This window comes from Paenarthrobacter sp. PH39-S1 (assembly GCF_030063245.1).
Taxonomy (GTDB): Bacteria; Actinomycetota; Actinomycetes; order Actinomycetales; family Micrococcaceae; genus Arthrobacter_M.
On sequence record NZ_JASISR010000003.1, the window covers coordinates 132,386 to 152,531 of the forward strand.

The following is a 20,146-nucleotide window of genomic DNA, read 5'->3' on the forward strand; positions in this document are numbered from 1 at the left end:
CCGTCGTAAGTCCGGACCGATTCGCCAGGGGAATACGGAGGCTCGTCGATAACGAACGCTACCGGGTGATCTTCCGGCGATTCGTTCCGGCGGGGTTTCGTGACAAAGCGCCCCGTCTCCCAAAGTAGTCTCCATGTACGCACGGAGCAGGGCGCGTTTGCTGCCCTGCTCCGCCACGTTGGGCGTCCGGACGGTGACGCCGGCGGGCCGGGCGGGGATGATGCCTTCACGTTTAGCGACCTCGGAGCCGACCGCCAGCCAGATGAGCTGACTCGGCACCCGGACCCTGATGGACCCTTACGCCGGAATCCGGTTTTCGTCCGGCGGAGAACACCTGGGTGCTTATCCGACCCCGGCGTAGGAGTGCAGCCCAGCGAAGTACACATTCACTATGGTGAAGTTGAAGACCACGCAGAGGTACCCGACGATGGACAGCCATGCTGCGCGGGTTCCGGTCCAGCCGCGGGTGGCCCGGGCGTGCAGGTATCCTGCGTAAACCACCCAGATGACGAACGTCCAGACTTCCTTGGTGTCCCAGCCCCAGAACCGCCCCCAGGCTGCCTCAGCCCAGATGGAGCCGAACATCAGCGTCAGGGTCCACCCCACAAAGGCGATGGCATTGATCCGGTACGCCATGTTTTCCAGGCTCAGTGCCGACGGTACCAGCCGCATGAACGGGGCTTTGTCCGGCCGGCCCTGCTCGAGTGCACCCTCGCGTCGGGACTGCACCAGCTGCAGGACGGACATCGCGAAGGTCAGGGTGAACAGCGCGGAGGACATGACCGCGATGGAGACGTGAATGACCAGCCAGTAGCTCTGCAGTGCCGGTACCAGATGTCCGGCCGGCGTCCAGAACGCCACCGAGGCCGCCGTCAGCATCACGAGCACCAGACCGATCACGAAGGTGCCCAGGAACCGCAGATCGCGTCGGGTCAGGACGATCAGGAACACGGCGGCGACAACGAAGCCGCCGGTAGTGCAGAACTCGTACATATTGCCCCAGGGAACCCGGCCGGCGGCAAGGCCTCGGGAGAGAACTCCCGCCCCGTGGATCACAGCGGCGATCAGGGTCAGGGCAACGGCCACTCGTGCCGGCACCCGGCGTTCGGACCCGTAGCGCATCGAGTCATCTGCCGTGATGCCAGTGTCCCGGGCGGAGGCGTCCGCATGGAAGGTCGGCCGCTGGACGCGACCCTCGGGCCCCTCGATCTCAGGGTCCAAAGATCCGTTGGATCCGGTGACCATGGATCCGGCCATAACGCCGACGCGGGTCCTGGACTTCGCGGCGGCCGCGTGCTCGCTGTGCGCCAGCACAGCCTTCGTGGTCTTGCTGTTCTGCACCAGATCCCAGGCGAAGGCGATGAAGGCGATGGCATAAGCAATGGCCGCCAGCAGCATGAACCGCTCGCTGTACAGGGCGAAAGTTTCGTTGATTTGTGGCATTACTGGTCCTTACTTACCGTCGCAGAACCGGTACTGGTCCGGCCTGTTGATGATTGCGCCCCGTTGCTATCTTCCGCCTGTTCAGCACCGGGTGCCAACCAGCGTTTCTCCAGCAGGGCCCGGATGGCGGTTGCCTCCGCGGCCAGCCGGTGGTCTTCGCCCCTGGCCAGCAGCCCGTACTCCACCATCGTGCGCCCGTCGGCATGGTTTCCGGTGCGGATCCACACCCGCCTGCGGTTCAGGAACAGTGATCCCACCAGCCCCAGCAAGGCGGTGACGCCGAAAATCAGCGCCCAACCCTGTCCCGGGTTGTGGTGGATGTCCAAGGCAACGTACCGCTTGATGCCATCGAAGCTGACGCTCCCCTTACCCTCCGGCAGCGTATAGGAAGCCCCCGGGCTCAGCACAATGCCGCCGGCTTTCAAGTCCCGGCCGTTGAGCTGCGTGAGCTTGGACGTGTCCAGCGTGAAGACGTTCTTTGGCTGCCCGGCGTCGAGTCCCAGGTCCCCGAAGTACGAGTTGAGGTTCAGCTGTGGGTTGAACGGGTCCGGATCGGAGGCGACCGCCACACCCTTGTCGTTGATGAGGGCGGTGGGCAGGAAGAACCCCACAAATCCGAGTTGGCTGGGCTTGGCATCCGGTGCCTTGACGACCAGCAGCGAGGTGTACGCGCCGTCGCTGGGAACGGAAACCACCGGCCCCTGGAACGCCACCTTGCCGTCGCCGTCCTTCACGGTCACGACGGGCGCGTAGCCGTTGCCGACCAGATAGATGCTGGTGCCGCCAAGGTTGACCGGCGAATTGACCTTGAGGTCCTGCTGTTGAGCGGACGACGACGGCGAGGACTTAGTGGTCAGCGTTGCCTTGAAATCCAACGGCTGGCCGTAATGGGACTTCGATTCGCGGTCAAACTTAACCTCGAATTTATCCAGTTGAATGGAATATGGCTCCAACTGCGCGGCATCGAAATTGCTGCCCGGGGTGAATGTGTCATAGCCGACCAGCGTGTTGACGAAGGTGTCTCCTTCGACCAGGACGCGCTGCCCGCTGTAGCCGAAGAGTCCGCCGAGCGCGACGGATACCAGCACACCGATCAGCGCGGTATGGAAGAGCAGGTTGCCCACCTCCTTGGTGAATCCGCGCTCCGCTCCTACTGAGGGCCGATCGCCGTCGGCATCGCGTATTTCCAGCCGATAGCCGCGGGACTTCAACGCCGCAGCGGCATCCCGGATGGCCTCACCGGCCGGGATGCCGCGGGCCGCCGGAATCTCCAGGGTGCCGTACTCGGGGAGTCGGGACAACCGGCGGGGCGTCCGCGGCGGCTGCGACCGCATGGCCTTGTAATGCGCGATGGCCCGCGGCACGACACAGCCGATCAGCGAAATGAACAGCAGAATGTAGATGGCGGAGAACCAGGGTGAGGAATAGACGTCAAAGAGTTTGAACCAGTCCAGCACCGGCCCCGTATCCGGATGGTCCTGCAGGTACTTCGTCACCACAGCCGGGTCTGCCGGACGCTGCGGGAAGAGCGAGCCGGGAACCGCGCCCACGGCGAGCAGCAGCAACAGGAAAAGCGCCGTTCGCATGCTGGTCAGCTGCCGCCACGCCCAGCGCAGTGTCCCGAAGAAGCCCAGCCGCGGCAGGACCACGGCAGCATTGTCCGGGGCAGCGCCGGGGGCTGCGCCGGTCGCGGGATTCTGTCTCTCGTGCGCTGTCGCTTTCAAGGAATCTGCGTCTTTCAAGGAACCTGCGTCTTTCAAGGAATTGGCGTCCTTCAACGGATCGGAGTCGTTCATCAGATCGGCAATCTCACTTCGTTGGCAAACCAGAACTGCAGCTCGTTAATCCACGTTCCCCACAGGCCGGCTGCCATCAGCAGCCCCAGGACAATCAGCATCCCGCCGCCGAACCACTGCAGGATTCTGCGGTGCGCCCGGAAGTAGGCAAGCGCGCCCAGGCCCCGCCGCAATCCGAGTGCGATCAGCAGGAACGGCAGGCCCAGTCCGATGCAGTAGACGAACGTCAGCACGGCGCCTCTGACCGCGCTGGAGCCGTCGGAAAATGCAAGAGCCTGCACCGCGCCGAGGGTCGGCCCCGTACAGGGCGCCCAGCCCAGCCCGAAGGTGATCCCGAGGACGGGTGCTCCCCACAGACCTGCCGGCGTTTTGCGGTGGATTTTCGCCTCCCGCTGAAACCAGCTCATGCCGCCAAGGAAAATCACGCCCAGCACGATCACGAGCACGCCCAACAGCTGCGTCACCCACGCCGCGTCAGGGCCCTTGAGCCACGCGCCCAGCTGCCCGAAGACGGCGCCGATCAGCATAAAGACGGCGGAAAAACCGAGCACAAAAAGCCCGATGCCGGCAAACATCCGCCCGCGCCGCTGCTTCTGGAGGTCAACGCCGGTCAGCCCGGTAACATATCCGAGGTAGCCGGGGACCAGCGGGATCACGCACGGGGACAAGAAGGAGACCAGACCGGCCAGCAGCGCCACCGGCAGGGCGAGCAGCATCGAACCGCTCAGTATCGTTTCGGCAAAGGGGTTATTCACGGGCTCTCAGCCAGCGCTGCGCTAATCAGGGTTTTCAGCGTGCTCTTGTCCGCGAGGCCGAGAATCCGGGACGAGACCCTTCCCTTTTTGTCCAGCACGAGCGTGGTGGGCACGGCTGCCGGCGGGACGAATCCGGTCAAGGCCAGCAGTACCCCGCCGTCGCGGTCATTGAAGCTCGGGTAGCTCAGTGAGAAGTTCCGGTTGAACGCATCGGCCGTGGCTGCCTCATCGCGGATATTGACCCCGTAGAAGCCCGCACCTTGCGGCCCGAGCGACTGGTAAAGGCTCTCCAGATCCGGGGCTTCCGCCCGACAGGGGGCACAGGCGGCGTACCAAAAGTTCAGCACGGTGACCTTGCCGGCAAAGCTGTCCGATGACACCGCCGTGCCGTCGAAAAGCTTGCCGGAGAAACTGACTGCGGGTTTCCGCTCCGCCGCGGCAAACTCCGTGACGGAACCGTCCCCGGCAATGTAGTTTTTGTTGTCCCCAGCGTTGGCCTGCTGCGCCAGCGGGTCCTGGGCCGTACAGGCGGATAGGACAAGAGCCAGAGCCGCGCCGGAGGCGGCCAGCAGGGATCGGCGGCTCATGGGAGGGCTCACGGGTTTATCCACATCTGAACTGGAGTGAAATTTCCATAGTTGAGTTATCTACAGGGCGATTCAAGTCTCTTCGCCGCGATTTGAGTTTTCTACAGGACGTCGAAAAGACAATTCTCTCTCACTCCGGGACACTTTCTCAAGCTCCCGGGGTCGTTGCCGCGCCGGGCAGCAGCGACGCAGCCGGTTCGCTGTACCTGACGTCCGCGATGACTTCCCCGTCAAAAACCAAACTGGTCAACGAGGCCAGCGTGCATTCACGCCGCCGGGGGTCGTGCCACAGCGGCTTGTTTTCCGCCGTTAGCCGTGTGACCCAGATGGGCAGTTGGTGGCTGACCATCACCGCCTCCGCTTCGTCGCCGCCCAGTTCGAGGGCCCGACGGCGGACATCGTGCACCGCTTCCATCACTCGGGCGGCCTGCTGCTTATATGGCTCGCCCCAGGAAGGCCGCAGCGGATTCCAGAAATATGGCCAGTTCTTGGGTCTAAGGATCTCATGCCGGGACACCTTGCGGCCTTCGAAATGGTTCTCCGCCTCAATGATCCGCACATCCGTGCGGATCACGAGCCCCAGTGCGGCGGCAGAGGGTTGAGCGGTTTCCTGCGCCCGCGTCAAAGGTGAGGCAACCAGATGAACCAGCTTGGCGCCGTCGTCCGCCTTCTGCCGCAGGTGATCGGCGACCAACGCGGCCATGGCACGGCCGCGTTCGGAAAGATGAAATTCCGGCAGCCTGCCATAGAGGACGCCTTCGGGGTTAAATACCTCACCATGGCGCAATAAATGGACAGTGACTCGGGGCATGTTACTAAGTTTCTCAAAGGAGGCGGCCAATCACTAAATCAGGAGATTCCCAGGAACCGCCGGCACGCTGGAAAAAGGTTTCCCGGGCTCGGAATAATAGATGCGTTTGCATCCTTATACCTTTCGATGGAGGGCAGACAGCCTTCCTGAACACAACTTTGTCGCATCTTGAACGTGACAGCTGATCAAGGAGAACGCATGTCCACTTCAACGCATCTCACCTCAACCGGACTCGACCAGGGCATCTGGAACCTCGACGGCGCGCACAGCGAGGTCGGTTTCACCGTCCGGCACGCGGGCATCAGCAAGGTCCGCGGAAGGTTCACTGACATCGCCGCGACCGCGACGGTAGGCCAGACCGCGGAGTCATCCTCGGTTACCGCGACCATCCAGGCCGCCAGCTTCGACTCCGGAGACGCCAACCGCGACGGGCACGTCCGCGGCGCCGATTTCTTCGATGTGGAGAAGTTCCCCGAGCTGACCTTCGTCTCCGGTTCGATCACCGGCACCGGCGAGGACTACGAGCTCGCCGGGGACCTCACCATCCGCGGCATCACCAAGCCGGTGACCTTCGAAACGGAGTTCAACGGTGTGGCCGTTGATCCGTTCGGCGCCACGCGCGCTGGTTTCTCCGGCAAAACTGTCATCAGCCGCAAGGACTTCGGCCTGACATGGAATGCCGCGCTGGAAGCCGGCGGCGTACTCGTGGGCGACAAGGTCACGATTACCCTCGAAGTAGCCTTCGTCAAGGCGTAATTCAGCAGCGGGGCCGCCATCCGCAGCCTCCTGTGCAGGGCAACGGCCGACGCGCCCCGGGCTCCGGTTCCCGGGGCGCGCCGCCCGTCGACCATAGGTCGCGGTTTATATTCTGCTTATAGCGCCGACTGAATTGCGCTTATTGTCGCCGGTTAAGCCGATTGACACGGTGCGGTTAGCACGACGCGGCCGCTTCAGCGTCGCTATGCAAAGCATGGGGCCGGGGCTATGGTGTGAGCATGAGCACACCATACGAGAGCCCTGACCCGGAGCATTCCGGCGGGCAGCCACCGGCGGCTGGACGGGACTCCCGACCGGCTTCCAACGCCGCACCCGAATCGGGTTCGGGTTACGAGCAGCAGGCTCCCCCCGGCTACCAGCAACCCAGCTACCAGCAACCCGGCTACCAGCAACCCAGCTACCAGCAACCCGGCTACCAGCAACCCGGCTACCAGCAACCACCTCCGGCATATCAACAACGCGCGGCCGGGCAGCAGGGCGGATACCTTCAGCGGCCCAAGTCACCGGCGGCAAATTTCAGCCACTTTCCGGAAAGACTCCGCGACCTTACCGCCGTCCCCCGGGAAGTAAAGAACGCGTACCTTCTCTTTGTCGCCGGTGCCCTTCTCAACCTGCTGGCAAGTCTGGTCAGTCTAATCCTTGTCGGGAGCCGATCCGGCGCATTTGTCGTGGGCTTCGCCGTGATCGGTTTCGTCTTCGCGATTATCTTTACCGCAGTTTTCATCTGGTTAGCCCTCCTCATGAAGGAAGGTGTTGGCTGGGCCCGCGTCGTACTGATCATACTGGCTGCTCTGAACATCATCGGGGGACTCTTCTCGCTCATCGGGATGTTCGCCAGTGCCGTGAGCCTGATTAATCTGCTGAGCTCCGTCGCCATCGTCATCGGCGGCATACTCCTGCTGCTGCCCCCGGCCCAGGCATACTTCAAGGCGCGCCGGCCGCAGGGGTATCTGCAGTAGTTCCTGGTATTCAGCAAGGGCGGGGTAAGCGCCTTGAGGGGACCGCGGTAGGGTTGAAGAACCCGCCGCGGTTCACCTTTTTAACACCCGGTCCGCGGCAAAAGCCTCATCCGCAACCGACCGATTGGACCCTCATGAGCGCCCCGGACGAAGAGCCCCGGACCGGGCCGAAGGCAACGCCCGGACTAGGCCACTATGGTGAGATATCCCCAGGTGTTCCACGCTACGGGCAGTATGCTCCGCCGGGATACCAGCGGCCCGCAGCCGACCCGGCGCCCGCTAAGTCGCCGCGGTCCGGCCGTTCCAGCGGGCCAGACGAAGGAACCACGGTTAAGCGCGCCGGGGAAAAGCGAGCCGCGCGGCAGACACCGCCGCGTCAGGTGGAGATCGCCTTCCGGCTGATTCTGGGCGCCGGCGTGATCGAAGCCATGCTGGTGGTCCTGGGGGCCATCGCCATGGTCACTCCGGGTGGACAATCCACCGCACGGCAGATGCTCCTGGACGCCGGGCTGAAGGACGCCAGCCTGCTGCAGCCACTGCTCATTACCGCTGTGGTGCTCAGCACGGCGGCGGTGGGAATCTATGTCCTGATCGCGTTCCAGATCCGCAAGGGCCGCAACTGGGCCCGCATCACCGGAGCCGTTTTGGCGGCATTGTCCCTTTTGTCGCTGCTCCAGCCGGACCTGATCACGGCGGCCCAGATGCTCCTCGGCATTGTCGCCATGGTTCTGCTGTTCCGGGGCCCAGCCAAGGACTACTTCAGGCGCTAGGACGGCCCTCGCGCAGGCCCGGCTCCTGGGCGCGTTGGGCATGGTAGGCGAGGATCTGCAGTTCGGTGGCCATATCCACCTTGCGGAGGTTGACGAAGGCCGGCACTTGGAGGACCACCGGCGCAAAACTCAGGATGCTGTGGACACCGGCCGCGATCACCCGGTCACACATCTGCTGGGCCACCGTACCCGGCAGTGCGAGCACCACCATATTCGCCCTGGTACGCGCCAGGACAACCTCCAGGTCCTTAACATCACTGACCCGGAGCCAGCCCACCTCATTGCCAACCATCAGCTGATCCGCATCGAAGAGCGCCACGACGTCGAAGCCCCGGGATTCAAAGCCCGCATAGCGTGCGAGGGCCCGGCCCAGGTTGCCGGCGCCGACTATCGCCACGCGCCAGTCGTGTGTCAGTCCGAGTGCGGCTGCGATTTCGCCGCTCAGATGCTGGGCTTCGTAACCGACTCCGCGGGTTCCGTAGGAACCGAGATACGACAGGTCCTTGCGGACATTGGAAGAACTCACGCCGGCCGCGTCCGCCAGCGCCTCGGAGGAAACACGCTCGGCCCCACCGGCCAGCATCGCGGTGAGGGCACGTAGATAAATCGTCAGCCGTGCCACGGTTGCGGGCGGCAGCTGGCGCGCGACAGCCGGCAGTTCTGCCGGCTGTTCCGGGGAAATGTGAGATGAGGGCACGAACGTTGCTCCAGATTTCTTCGACTGCACCATGCTGCCGTAGCGCGGAACCTATGCGTAAAGCCGCCGTCGGGCTATCTCCACTGTAGGGCTCCGGACGGGGGCGGCAAAGTCGACGGCCGTGCGTTCACTTGGGCGGCGGTTCCATTGCCTCGAGGAGAATCCGCCGCAGCCGGTCCGGATCGATCTTCCAAAAATCGCGCTGCACACCGTTGACCAGAACCACGGGAACTTCCTCCGCGAAGCGCGCGGTGAGGCTTTCGTCGTCGTCTATCGATTGTTCCTCCCAGCGCAGGCCCAAGTCCGCCGCTACAGTGTCCACCACGATCCTGGCCCCTCCGCATAGATGGCAACCGGATCTGGTTACCAGAGTGAGTTCGGGATGTGCGGGCGCCGGTTCCTGCTGCCGGCCGTCGGAACTACGCATACGACAAATCTAGTCCGCCTGGCCCGGCGCGGCCGCCGCCAAGAGGCGCTATCGGGCATAGACCATTCCGATTGACTAGACTCAAGCCATGCCCGACGTGAACTTAGTGACAGCCGAGGACCTCCCGGCCAGTTCGGACCACGAGGGCGAAGCCGCTTTTTTTGACGTCGATAACACCTTGATGAAGGGCGCCAGCCTCTTCCACGTTGCCCGCAAGATGTACCAAAAGAAGGCCTTCACTCTTCGCGACGCCGCAGGATTCGCCTGGAAGCAGGCAAAGTTTGTGTTGCGCGGGGAGACGATGGAAGATGTCCATTCCGTCCGTGACACCGCCCTGGTCCTCGCCGCCGGAATTCCCGTCGAGACTATCCAAACCATGGGTGAGGAGGTCTTCGACGAGATGATCGAGTCGAAGATCTGGCCCGGGACACTGGCACTGACCCAGCAGCACCTGCGCAGCGGCCGCCAGGTCTGGCTGCTGACCGCCACGCCGATCGAGGTTGCCGGCGTGATCGCCTCCAGATTGGGCCTCAGCGGGGCGCTGGGCACCGTGTGCGAGATCGAGGACGGCCATTACACCGGACGGCTTGTCGGGGATATCCTGCACGGCCCGGCCAAAGCCGCGGCGGCGCGTGAACTGGCCGCGCGTGAGCACCTGGCGTTAGCACGCTGCTGGGCCTACAGCGACTCCTACAACGACATCCCGCTGCTGAGCGCCGTGGGGAATCCGGTGGCCATCAACCCGGATGCCCGGCTGCGCCGCCATGCCCGGGACAATAACTGGCCGGTTTATGATTTTCGGTCCGGCCGCCGTGCAGCAACGTGGGGGCTGCGGGCCGCCACCGGGGCAGGCATCATTTATGGCAGCTGGAAAGGGTTTGGCCGCATCCGCCGCCGCTGACCTCCCCTCCACCGCCCAGCGGTACCGCCTTGGACGCCGTGGTAGCGGCCCAAAACAAATGCCCGCCACCACAACGGTGACGGGCATTCCACGCTTCGGGAAGTTTCTACTTCTTGTTGCGGCGCTGGTGACGGGTCTTGCGAAGCAGCTTGCGATGCTTCTTCTTCGCCATACGCTTGCGACGCTTCTTAATAACTGAACCCACGAAAGTCCTCACAAACTGTTGAACGACAACTTCCTTGCGGGCAGTTGTCAACGAATAGGCCGACCGATCACAAGGTATCGGTCAAAGCCGGAAATGGATCCTTAACAGGGTACCGCCTCTAAGCGGTATCCGCCGAACCGGACCCACCGGCATCGCCGCGGCCCTCCACAATGGACGACTGGACATAACCGGCCACCGCGGACTCCGGAACCCGGTACGAGCGTCCGAAACGCACGGCCGGGAGCTCCCCCGAATGCACCAGACGGTATACGGTCATCTTGGAAACCCGCATCACGTCGGCCACTTCCGACACGGTCAGAAACTTTACGTCGGAGAAGTTCTGCCCCTGCGCCATGATGCCCCGCATTCCTTCGCTCACGTCTGTTTCCGACGGCGTGGCAGGATGCTGGGTGCATCGTTCAACCGTATCCAGCTACTCTAGGGGTAGAAGCGGCCATTGGGAAAGTTCCTAAGGCATTAATACTACTCCAGGCATTAATACTCAGTGCCCGCCCTGCGTCACGTTGTTGGCCCGGCGCGTGCGTGCGCTGCCCGCCAGACGGTCCAGCACGGCGGCCGTAACATCCCATTCCATGCAGGCGTCGGTCACGCTCTGTCCGTAGGTCAACGACGCGGTTGACGCGGTCCCGGCGGCGACCGCGGCGACATCCAAAGTTTGTGCCCCGCCGACCAGGAAACTTTCCAGCATGACGCCGGCAACGGCGTCGGCAACGGCGTCGGCCGATTTCCCGCCGGCTTCCAGCTGTGCGCCGATTTCCAGTGCGACCTCGGCCTGGCGGTGATGGTTCTTGCCGCTGTTCGCATGGCTGGCATCGACAATCAGCCGGGGGTTCAGGCCGGCAGCCGCAAGTCGTGTGGACGCCGCGGTGACCTCCTGCACCCCGTAGTTCGGCCCCTGGTGGCCGCCGCGAAGGATCATGTGGGTATCGGGATTGCCCGCGGTGGAGACAAGCGCTGCGTGGCCCGCCGCGTCGATTCCCAGGAAGGACTGCGGCACGCAGGAAGTGGCGCACGCGTCGAGCGCCACCTGCAGGCCGCCGTCGGTCCCGTTCTTGAAGCCGACCGGCATGGAGAGGCCGGAGACCAGCTGCCGGTGGATCTGGCTTTCCGTGGTGCGGGCGCCGACGGCACCCCAGGAGATGAGATCGGCGGTGTACTGCGGACTAATCGGTTCCAGGAATTCGGTCCCCACCGGCATACCCAGCCGTCCCACCTGGAGCAGGAAATCACGCGCCTGCCGCAGTCCGGACGGGACGTCGTGGCGGCCGTCCAGCCCGGGATCGTTGATCAGGCCCTTCCAGCCGACGGTGGTGCGCGGCTTCTCGAAGTAGGCCCGCATGACGATCAGCAGATTCTCCTTGTGCCGCTCGGCCGCGCTGACCAGTCGGCGAGCGTACTCCAGTCCGGCACGGGTGTCGTGGATGGAACACGGACCCACGATCACCAGCAGCCGATCATCAACGCCGTCCATGATGGCGCGCACCTGATCCCGCCCGCGCTCGACGACGGCGCTCAGCTGCGCGTTCACCGGGAGCTCGGTGGTCAGTTGGGCAGGGGACGGCAAGGGGGTGAATTGGCTGACCCGCAGGTTCGAGGTGGGCCGTGGGGCCGCAGTGTAGGCGCTGGAGCCCCCACCGGCGCCTGCCGCGCCGGTGGCCGCACCGGATGCCGCGCCAGTGGCCGTGTTGGCGGCTGCCGCGTGGCTGGCGGGGCCGGCACATACGCCGGTGGATGTCGCGTCGATGGTCATGGGAGGTCCTGTTCCTTGGCTGGAAGCGGGCCCTGAACAGAACCCGCCGGAATTGGCGAAGGACAGGGAATAATCCCTGTCCTGTTGGCTCTGAAGAAGGTCGGATGCGTGTCAGTCAGACGCGGGCCCCTCCAGAGCCAACGGAAAATTCGCATACCAACGGTTTGTCATGGCCCCACCATAGCCAGGTTTCTAACCGGTCAGCAACTCCGCGACGAATTCCAGCTGCTTGATCCAGTGGTACTCCTGTCCACCCTCGTGGTTATTGAAGCGGTAGATCTCCAGTTCCTTGCGCGTTGCCGCCTCGGATCCGTAGGCGTTGTAGGAGGCAAACACCGTCGATGGGGGGCAGATATCGTCCATCAGCGCCACCGAAAACAACGCTCTCGCGGTCGCCGCGCGGCCCAGGTGTACGCCGTCGAAATAATTCAACACCTGCAGAACCTGCTCATAGCGGTCCCGGTGCCGATTGAGGAAGCCGGCAATCTCCTGGTATGGTCCGCGCGGAGCAATATCAATGGCCCGCGGGAAGTCCTGCAGGAACGGCACATCGGGCAGGGCCCCGATGACGCCGTCGAGCCGGCCGGCTGCCAGCCCGGCGACGGCTAGGGTGATGCCGCCGCCCTGGCTGACGCCGGCGAGCACCACGCGGGACGCATCCACCTCCGGGTGCGCCTGCGCCGCCTGCACGGCTCGGAACGCGTCGACGTACAGCCGCCGGTAGTAGTAGCTTTCCTTGCTGCGGATCCCCCGCGTCATCAGCCCGGCGTAGGCCACTTCTCCGGCGGACGGGTGCGGATCGGCCGTCTCACCGGAGATCCCGCCATAGCCCTGTCCCCGGGTGTCCATGATGAAGTGCGCGTAGCCGGCCTGTGCCCATCTGGTGTCCTGGTTGACCAGGCCTCGTCCGCCTGAGTAGCCGGCATAGTGCACGACGACGGGAAGCCGGGCTTCCGGGGCACGGTGCGCGGGCAGGTGGAGCCAGCCCTTGATGGGTGCGCCGTCGGCGCCGGAAAACGACACGTCAAGGGTATCGATGACCGTCAGGTGGTTGTCCACGGGGGTGAACCGGGCATTCAACGGGAAGGCGCGGACCGCGGCGATTGTCGCATCCCAGAATCCGTCGATGTCCGCCGGCCTGCTGGCCGCCGAGGTGTAGTCCCGCAGCTGTTCCAGCGGATAGTCAGAGAGCGGCATGGGTGGCTTTCCTGTTGGCGGCCGGCAGGTTGATCGAATGTGCACTTCGCGCCCACGTCCGGGCGAAACATGGGCGCAAGGTGGGACCTGGATGCGGGGTCCGGGAGGGTCCGAGGCGGTTGGAGCCGGGAGGGGCCGAGCGGCTAGATCAGGCCTTGGGCCAGCATCGCATCCGCGACCTTGACGAAGCCACCGATGTTCGCGCCCACCACGTAATTGCCCGGCGAGCCGTACGTGTCCGCGGTCTGCGCGCAGCGGTCGTGGATGCCAACCATGATCTCGGTCAGCCGGGCCTCGGTGTGCTCGAAGCTCCAGGAGTCCCTGCTGGCATTCTGCTGCATTTCCAGGGCAGAGGTGGCCACACCCCCGGCGTTCGCCGCCTTCCCCGGTGCGAAGAGGATCCCCGCTTCCTGGAAAAGGGCCACCGCGTCGCGGGTGCAGGGCATGTTCGCGCCTTCGGCCACCGCCAGCAAACCGTTCTTGACCAGGACCGCCGCGGCGGCAGCATCCAGTTCGTTCTGGGTGGCGCAGGGCAGCGCCACGGTCGCCGGAACGTCCCAGACGGATCCGCCTTCAACATAGCTGACGGCGGATCCCCGGCGGGCCGCGTAGTCCTTCAGACGCCCGCGCTCGACTTCCTTGATCTGCCGCAGCAGCCCAACATCGATGCCCTTCTCGTCCACCACGTAGCCGGCGGAATCGGAGCAGGACACCACATTCGCGCCGAGCTGCTGTGACTTGGCGATGGCGTAGATGGCAACATTTCCGGAGCCCGATACCACCACGCGTTGACCGTCAAAGGACTGGCCCCGCGTCTTCAGCATTTCCTGGGTGAAGAGTACCGTTCCAAAGCCAGTGGCCTCCGGGCGGACCAATGAGCCACCCCAGGACATGCCCTTGCCCGTGAGCACACCGGACTCGAACCTGTTGGTGATCCGCTTGTACTGTCCGAAGAGATAACCGATCTCGCGACCGCCCACGCCGATATCCCCGGCGGGAACGTCAGTGTACTCGCCGATGTGGCGGTACAGCTCCGTCATGAAGGACTGGCAGAAGCGCATGACCTCCGCATCGGATTTGCCCCGGGGGTCAAAGTCGGAGCCGCCCTTGCCGCCACCGATCGGCATCCCGGTGAGCGCGTTCTTGAAGATCTGCTCAAAGCCAAGGAATTTCACGATCCCCAGGTACACGGACGGATGAAAGCGCAGACCGCCCTTGAACGGTCCCAGCGCGGAATTGAACTCCACCCGGAAGCCCCGGTTGATCTGGACCTGACCGGCGTCGTCCGTCCACGGTACGCGGAAAATGATCTGGCGTTCGGGCTCGCAGAGGCGTTCCAGCACCGCAGCATCCAGGAACTCGGGGTGCTTGTCGAGCACCGGGCCGAGGCTTTCAAAGACCTCAACGACTGCCTGGTGAAACTCGTGTTCCCCCGGGTTGCGGGCCAATACCTGGTCCCGGATGGTTCCGAGTCTTCCGTCCATAGGTCTCCCCTATACAAATCATGTGGCTGCTACTAGCCGTGCCTCTGCGCGAACGGCGGATTAATTCATTTCCATGGTTCCAGCCAGGAGGTCCTACATGCGAATCGCGGTCACTGTGTGAGACGGATTCCGGCAGCGGCCGCGGTGGAAATCACGTCACATAATCCCTTGCCCGGCCGGACTCAGTCTTTGCGCCGGCCGAATTTGGGCAGATTCGCCAACAGATCGGCGGCCTTGTAGGCCGCCCGCCCCACCGTCCGTCCGAGCTGCTGGGGCCTTGTTCCGTCCGTACCCAGCACGGTGTCGGATCCGAGGACGACCGGCAGCGTCACTGCCGCCGGCAGCGCCGGCGCCTGGTCCGGGGTCCTTTCCCGGCCGCGGTCCGGTGCCCTCTCGGGCTCCCGGTCAGGCGCCAGCTCAGGCTCTCCGCGCCAACGCGGCTCCCGCACCGGGACGCGGTGCTGTGCTGAAGTCTGCTGGCCTGCCGGCGTAAGGGCTTCCGTCCGCAGTCCGTCGGAGGCCGACCGGGTACCGTCGACGGCCATGGGGACGGCCGGTTCGTTCGCACCCGCGCCGCCGTCGAACTCCGCCAACCAGCTGCGCACCAGACGCAGCGGGTCAGGGGTGAGCGCGTAAAAACGCTTCTGCCCTTCAGCCCGCATGGTGACCAGGGAGGCTTCGCGCAGCACGCGCAGGTGCTTGGAAACGGTAGGCTGGCTCGCGCCGAGCTCCTCAACCAGCTGCCCGACAGCCTTATCCCCCGCTTTCAACGAAGCCAGAATGTCACGCCGGGTCGCCTCCGCGATAACCGCAAAAACATCGTCATTCACCATGCCACCACCCTAGCGATATATGCGCCCGAGGGCATCCGTCCTTCCCCGGCGTTGGCAGGCTATTGGCACGCAGCCGTTCAGTCGAACCAGCCGTTCAGTCGAACCAGCCGTTCAGTCGAACCACGGGTCCAGACCGTACAGCGGGAAGATTTCCTTGCGGGTTGCCATCACGGTGCGGTCCACCGCGTCGTTGGGGTTGTACCCCACCTCCCACGAGCGCCACCAGAGATCGACGCCGTCGCCCATTAGTTCCGGGGCTGCCCGGCCGTATCTCTCCAGCACATAATCCCGCCAGGGCTGCGGGACCACGGTCCTCAGCGGCAGCGGGACCCCGCTTGAAATGGCGATCAGGTGGCTCCAGACCCGCGGCACCACGCTGGTGACGTTGTAACCGCCGCCGCCGGTGGCAATCCAACGATCCCCGCAGAGTCTGGCCGCGAGCCGCGCAATGCCGAGCGCAGCCTCACGCTGGGCGTCCACGCTGGTGTTCAGATGCGTCAGCGGATCGTCCTTGTGCGAATCGCAGCCGTGCTGGCTGACGATGATCTCCGGTTTGAAGGCCTCCACGAGCTGAGGCAAGACGGCGTGGAAGGCGCGCAGCCAGCCTGCGTCACCGGTCTGCGGGGGAAGGGCCACATTCACGGCGGTTCCCGGAGCGTCCGGACCACCAATGTCATTGGCGAATCCAGTGCCCGGAAACAAGGTCAGACCGCTTTCATGCAGCGAGATGGTCAGAACCCGCGGATCGTTCCAGAAAATACTCTGGGTTCCGTCACCGTGATGGGCGTCGATGTCCAAATAGGCCACCCGCCGGACGCCGCCGTCGAGCAGGCGTTGGACGGCGAGCGCCGCGTCGTTGTAGATACAGAAGCCGCTGGCCTTGTCCCGGCTGGCGTGGTGCATACCGCCGCTAAAATTGACCGCGTGCACGGTATTCCCGGACAGCACGGCTTCAGCAGCAGCCCAAGAACCGCCTGCCAGCCGCGCGCTGGCCTCATGGATGCCCGCGAAGGCCGGATCGTCCTCGGTGCCCAGACCGCGGGCTTCGTCGGGGTGGTCCGGATTGAGGCTGACGCGGCGCACGGCGGCAATGTAGTCGCGGCTGTGCACGGTGCCCAGCTGCGCGTCCGTGGCCACCGCTGGTTCCAGCAGCTCCAGCCCGGGCCGGTGAAAGAGGCCCAGCGCATCGGCAAGGCGGGCGGTCAGCTCCAGCCGGGCCGGCGCCATCGGGTGATCGGCGCCAAAGTTGTAGGCCATCATGGCCTCGCTCCAGACTATGCTGGTCGGGACGGCCGTTGGCCCGGTGCTCGCGATCGATGACATCTCTCACAGGCTACCCAATTGGGACGCCGCGCGCTTCCCGCAGCTCCCGTGCATCCCGCGGAATCCGCGCCGGAAAGGTGGTTAACTACTCAACAGAGCAATTACGCCGGTTCGCCGCGCGTGCCGCGGCACCGAACAGGATGGCAGGAGGGACAGGACACGCATGACCAAGAGTCAAAATGTCAGGCACCGACCTAAGACCTCCGCCCGCTTCGGCTTCACCGCTGTCCGCGACTTCGTGGACAGGGTGGCCAACAGCTCACCGGCGCGGCTGGCACTGATTGTCTTCGCCTTGGTCATTCTGCTGTTCACCGGCCTGCTGTCCTTGCCCGTCTCCGCGGCGGACGGCAAGGTCACACCCTTCCACGATGCACTCTTCACGGCGGTTTCAGCCGTCTGCGTCACAGGTCTCACCACCGTGTCCACGGCACTGCACTGGACCTTCTTCGGCCAGCTGGTGATCCTGATCGGCATTTTCGTCGGAGGCCTGGGGATTTTGACCTTGGCCTCACTGATGGCGCTCATGGTCAGCAAGCGACTCGGTGTGCGCGGCAAGTTGATCGCCCAAGAGGCCATGAACGCCGGCCGGCTCGGCGAGGTCGGTACGCTGCTGCGGATCGTCATCACCACGTCCGTGTGCATCGAAATCGCGCTGGCCCTGATGCTCGTGCCGCGGTTCATGATCCTGGGCGAGAGTTTCCCACAGGCAATCTGGCATGCCGTGTTCTACTCCATTTCCTCCTTCAACAACGCTGGATTCACCCCGCAATCGGACGGCGTGGTCCCCTATGAAAACGACCTCTGGGTGCTGACACCACTGATGCTGGGCGGCTTTATCGGCAGTCTCGGCTTCCCGGTGCTGATGGTTCTGCTGAGCTCGGGGTTCCGGATCAGGCGCTGGAACCTGCATACCAAACTCACCATCCAGGTTTCCCTGATTCTGCTGGTCTCAGGTGCCTTTCTCTGGGGGTTCATGGAATGGTCCAACCCGGCCACCATCGGCTCCATGGGCGTGGGTGACAAGGTCACGCACGCGCTCTTCGCCTCCGTGATGAGCAGGTCGCTGGGATTCAATCTGGTGGACATGAACCAAATGAACTCCTCCACCATGCTGCTCACCGATGCGCTGATGTTCGCCGGCGGTGGCTCTGCCTCAACGGCAGGCGGCATCAAGGTCACCACGCTGGCAGTGATGTTCCTGGCCATCATGGCCGAGGCGCGCGGCGACAATGATGTCAAGATCTACGGTCGCACCATCCCACAGGGTATCCTGCGGGTGGCGATCTCGGTGATCATGATGGGTGCCACGCTGGTCATGGTGGCCACCGGAGCACTGCTGGCCATCAGCGGTCAGAGCCTGGACCGGGTGCTCTTTGAGGCCATCTCCGCCTTTGCCACGGTAGGACTGAGCACCGGGCTGAGCTCTCAGCTTCCCCCGGCTGGGGTTTATGTCCTGTCGGTTCTCATGTTCGCCGGCCGCATCGGCAGCATCACGCTTGCCGCGGCGCTTGCTCTGCGCCAGCGCCGTCAGCTGTTCCACTATCCGGAAGAAAGGCCGATCATTGGCTGAAAAATCCAGCTCCAACAGATCCAACTCCAATCGCCCGTCGCATAACGCCCCCGTCCTGGTGATCGGGCTCGGCCGTTTCGGCGCCGCCACCGCGGAACAACTGGTGAAACAGGGCCGGGAGGTTCTGGCCATCGAGCGGGACCCGGTCCTGGTGCAGAAGTGGGCCGGGACGCTCACGCACGTGGTGGAGGCCGACGCCACCAACATCGATGCGCTGCGCCAGCTGGGCGCGCAGGACTTCTCCTCCGCCGTCGTCGGCGTCGGCACTTCCATTGAGTCGAGTGTGCTGATCACCGTGAACCTGGTGGATCTGGGCATTGAGCACCTGTGGGTCAAGGCCATCACCCAGTCACATGGCAAGATTCTGACCCGGATCGGCGCCAACCATGTGATCTATCCGGAGGCGGATGCCGGCGTCCGCGCCGCGCACCTGGTCTCCGGGCGGATGCTGGATTTCATTGAATTCGACGACGATTTTGCCATCGTGAAGATGTACCCGCCGACGGAAACGCAAGGCTTCACCCTGGCCGAATCCAAGGTCCGCAGCAAATATGGTATCACCGTGGTGGGTGTGAAATCACCCGGCGAGGATTTCACCTACGCGCAGCCGGACACCAAGGTTTCCGGACGCGACATGCTGATCGTCTCCGGACATGTGGATCTGTTGGAGCGTTTCGCGGCCCGTCCCTGACATCCGGACGGGCTGCCCCTTTGGGGCGGCGCCGCCCGGACGTCGGCCCGCTTCCGCCGCACCAGCAGGGACTACGCAGTCTTGGGTGCCTGGATCTGCAGCACCACCTTGACATCCCCGGCGCCGTGCGTGAAGGCCTCGCGGAATCCGCCAGTGGAACCCGCCGAGTGATCAGCCTGCCCAGCCATGCTGCATCCGCTCTGCCGAGCGCCTCCACCGCCGCCTCGTAATGACGCCGGTTTGCGTTGACGCTGCCGAAGACCACTTGGTTACCCAGGACCGCCTGGCGGTTCATCGCGCCGACGTCCACTGCAGTAGTCTTCCCGGTGCTGGAAACGCCGGTCAGGCATGCGATTGCGTCTGTCGCGCCGCACGTCATCACCTCGATCACCACGGACGGGACGCCGGTACATTCGAGCAGGACGTCGGCTTTGACGCCGGACTCCGCGAGTGAGTCCGTATGATAGACCGCGCCCAGATCCCTGACCAAGCCGGGCTTCGGTCCGTCTGTCACCCGGTCGAAAACATGGACTTCCAGCCCGCGCTGGCTGCCGAGCAGTGCCGCCAGCAGCCCCACTGGTCCGGCACCCGTCACCACCGCTGTTTTCGGGTCGAAGAACGCCCGGCTGCCGATCCGGTCAAGCTGTTCCCATGCCTTGGCCACAATCGTGGTGGGTTCGAGAAGCACGCCGATGTCCGCCATGGACTTGTCCAGCCTGACCAGCGCATCGGGATCCGCCCGCCACTGCTCCCTGGCAAAGCCGTGCAACCCCTTGATCCCATGCTCGGTGTACCGGCCATTGCGGCACATATCCCATTCGCCCGCGGCGCAGGCCTTGCAGGGCACCGGATCCGGTCTGCGGACGATACCGACCACAAGGTCGCCGGGGCTCAGATCCGATCCTTGCGGAGCCTCAAGCACCCTGCCGATATTTTCATGGCCCAGGACCAGGAAGGAAGAGCCTTCGGGAGCTTGGCCGTATTGGGCATCGATGATTTCCACATCGGTCCCGCACAGCCCCACGGCCAGCCCCGCCACTAGAACTGAGCCTTCGTGGGGGTCAGGGGCGGGAATGTTCCGTAATTCCAGCGAGTCTTTCGTCCCGGGAACGATAGTTAATGCCTGCACGGTGCTCCTCCTGGTGAGGT

General features: G+C 64.2%; 21 protein-coding genes. 6 read left to right on the forward strand and 15 right to left on the reverse strand.

Annotated features, from left to right (window positions below; genetic code table 11):
* Nucleotides 1–342 precede the first annotated feature (342 nt).
* The 5 genes from ccsB to QMG52_RS03195 form a co-directional block, all read right to left on the reverse strand.
* Nucleotides 343–1,443: a c-type cytochrome biogenesis protein CcsB gene (gene ccsB, locus QMG52_RS03175; RefSeq protein ID WP_283558983.1), complete on the reverse strand. Its 1,101-nt coding sequence runs from the start codon at nt 1,441–1,443 to the stop codon at nt 343–345.
* Nucleotides 1,443–3,239 (reverse strand): cytochrome c biogenesis protein ResB, encoded by a 1,797-nt coding sequence (resB, locus tag QMG52_RS03180; protein WP_283558984.1) that lies wholly within the window; start codon nt 3,237–3,239, stop codon nt 1,443–1,445. Before resB ends, ccsB begins: the two co-directional genes overlap by 1 nt.
* Complete coding sequence (locus QMG52_RS03185; protein WP_283558985.1) at nt 3,239–3,994, reverse strand: cytochrome c biogenesis CcdA family protein; 756 nt, start codon at nt 3,992–3,994, stop codon at nt 3,239–3,241. Before QMG52_RS03185 ends, resB begins: the two co-directional genes overlap by 1 nt.
* Entirely contained in the window at nt 3,991–4,581 is a 591-nt protein-coding gene (locus tag QMG52_RS03190; RefSeq protein ID WP_283559073.1) for a TlpA family protein disulfide reductase, read from the reverse strand. Before QMG52_RS03190 ends, QMG52_RS03185 begins: the two co-directional genes overlap by 4 nt.
* Before the next feature lie 148 nt (nt 4,582–4,729).
* Nucleotides 4,730–5,392, reverse strand: a complete 663-nt coding sequence (locus QMG52_RS03195) for a histidine phosphatase family protein (protein WP_283558986.1) — start codon at nt 5,390–5,392, stop codon at nt 4,730–4,732.
* 198 nt (nt 5,393–5,590) lie between these two features.
* Here QMG52_RS03195 and QMG52_RS03200 point away from each other — a divergent pair, with 198 nt between their 5' ends.
* The 3 genes from QMG52_RS03200 (at nt 5,591) to QMG52_RS03210 (ending at nt 7,898) form a co-directional block, all read left to right on the forward strand.
* A complete protein-coding gene (locus QMG52_RS03200) occupies nt 5,591–6,148 on the forward strand; it encodes a YceI family protein (RefSeq protein ID WP_283558987.1) in 558 nt (185 codons plus the stop codon).
* Between the two features lie 239 nt (nt 6,149–6,387).
* Nucleotides 6,388–7,128 carry an NfeD family protein gene (locus QMG52_RS03205; RefSeq protein ID WP_283558988.1) on the forward strand — a complete coding sequence of 247 codons (741 nt, stop codon included), beginning with the start codon at nt 6,388–6,390 and terminating at the stop codon, nt 7,126–7,128.
* 134 nt (nt 7,129–7,262) lie between these two features.
* A complete protein-coding gene (locus QMG52_RS03210) occupies nt 7,263–7,898 on the forward strand; it encodes a hypothetical protein (protein WP_283558989.1) in 636 nt (211 codons plus the stop codon).
* On the opposite strand, the gene QMG52_RS03215 is transcribed toward QMG52_RS03210, so the two are convergent.
* Nucleotides 7,888–8,595 carry a redox-sensing transcriptional repressor Rex gene (locus tag QMG52_RS03215; RefSeq protein WP_283558990.1) on the reverse strand — a complete coding sequence of 236 codons (708 nt, stop codon included), beginning with the start codon at nt 8,593–8,595 and terminating at the stop codon, nt 7,888–7,890. The two genes, QMG52_RS03210 and QMG52_RS03215, sit on opposite strands and share 11 nt — an antisense overlap.
* Before the next feature lie 127 nt (nt 8,596–8,722).
* Nucleotides 8,723–9,022, reverse strand: coding sequence for a glutaredoxin family protein (locus QMG52_RS03220; protein ID WP_283558991.1), 300 nt, complete (start codon nt 9,020–9,022; stop codon nt 8,723–8,725).
* An 88-nt stretch (nt 9,023–9,110) separates the two neighbouring features.
* Here QMG52_RS03220 and QMG52_RS03225 point away from each other — a divergent pair, with 88 nt between their 5' ends.
* Nucleotides 9,111–9,923: an HAD family hydrolase gene (locus tag QMG52_RS03225; protein WP_283558992.1), complete on the forward strand. Its 813-nt coding sequence runs from the start codon at nt 9,111–9,113 to the stop codon at nt 9,921–9,923.
* A 106-nt stretch (nt 9,924–10,029) separates the two neighbouring features.
* Here the strand turns inward: QMG52_RS03225 and QMG52_RS03230 are convergent, their stop codons facing one another.
* The 7 genes from QMG52_RS03230 to QMG52_RS03260 form a co-directional block, all read right to left on the reverse strand.
* Nucleotides 10,030–10,128, reverse strand: coding sequence for a 30S ribosomal protein bS22 (locus QMG52_RS03230; protein WP_003792170.1), 99 nt, complete (start codon nt 10,126–10,128; stop codon nt 10,030–10,032).
* Nucleotides 10,129–10,246: 118 nt separating this feature from the next.
* Entirely contained in the window at nt 10,247–10,483 is a 237-nt protein-coding gene (locus QMG52_RS03235; RefSeq protein WP_283559074.1) for a helix-turn-helix domain-containing protein, read from the reverse strand.
* A 147-nt stretch (nt 10,484–10,630) separates the two neighbouring features.
* Nucleotides 10,631–11,899, reverse strand: coding sequence for a 3-deoxy-7-phosphoheptulonate synthase (locus QMG52_RS03240; protein ID WP_283558993.1), 1,269 nt, complete (start codon nt 11,897–11,899; stop codon nt 10,631–10,633).
* Between the two features lie 192 nt (nt 11,900–12,091).
* Complete coding sequence (locus QMG52_RS03245) at nt 12,092–13,096, reverse strand: acetylxylan esterase (protein WP_283558994.1); 1,005 nt, start codon at nt 13,094–13,096, stop codon at nt 12,092–12,094.
* A 143-nt stretch (nt 13,097–13,239) separates the two neighbouring features.
* Complete coding sequence (gene gdhA / locus QMG52_RS03250; protein WP_283558995.1) at nt 13,240–14,580, reverse strand: NADP-specific glutamate dehydrogenase; 1,341 nt, start codon at nt 14,578–14,580, stop codon at nt 13,240–13,242.
* Nucleotides 14,581–14,762: 182 nt separating this feature from the next.
* The gene (locus QMG52_RS03255) at nt 14,763–15,413 is read right to left on the reverse strand and encodes an ArsR/SmtB family transcription factor (RefSeq protein WP_283558996.1); all 651 of its coding nucleotides are present in this window, start codon (nt 15,411–15,413) and stop codon (nt 14,763–14,765) included.
* Nucleotides 15,414–15,524: 111 nt separating this feature from the next.
* Nucleotides 15,525–16,736 (reverse strand): acetoin utilization protein AcuC, encoded by a 1,212-nt coding sequence (locus tag QMG52_RS03260; RefSeq protein WP_502920436.1) that lies wholly within the window; start codon nt 16,734–16,736, stop codon nt 15,525–15,527.
* A 163-nt stretch (nt 16,737–16,899) separates the two neighbouring features.
* On the opposite strand from QMG52_RS03260, the gene QMG52_RS03265 reads away from it, so the two are divergent.
* Nucleotides 16,900–18,306 (forward strand): TrkH family potassium uptake protein, encoded by a 1,407-nt coding sequence (locus tag QMG52_RS03265; protein ID WP_283558997.1) that lies wholly within the window; start codon nt 16,900–16,902, stop codon nt 18,304–18,306.
* Nucleotides 18,299–18,997 (forward strand): potassium channel family protein, encoded by a 699-nt coding sequence (locus QMG52_RS03270; RefSeq protein ID WP_283558998.1) that lies wholly within the window; start codon nt 18,299–18,301, stop codon nt 18,995–18,997. Before QMG52_RS03265 ends, QMG52_RS03270 begins: the two co-directional genes overlap by 8 nt.
* Here the strand turns inward: QMG52_RS03270 and QMG52_RS03275 are convergent.
* Nucleotides 18,900–20,126: a glucose 1-dehydrogenase gene (locus QMG52_RS03275; protein ID WP_283558999.1), complete on the reverse strand. Its 1,227-nt coding sequence runs from the start codon at nt 20,124–20,126 to the stop codon at nt 18,900–18,902. The genes QMG52_RS03270 and QMG52_RS03275 overlap by 98 nt on opposite strands.
* Nucleotides 20,127–20,146: the final 20 nt, after the last annotated feature.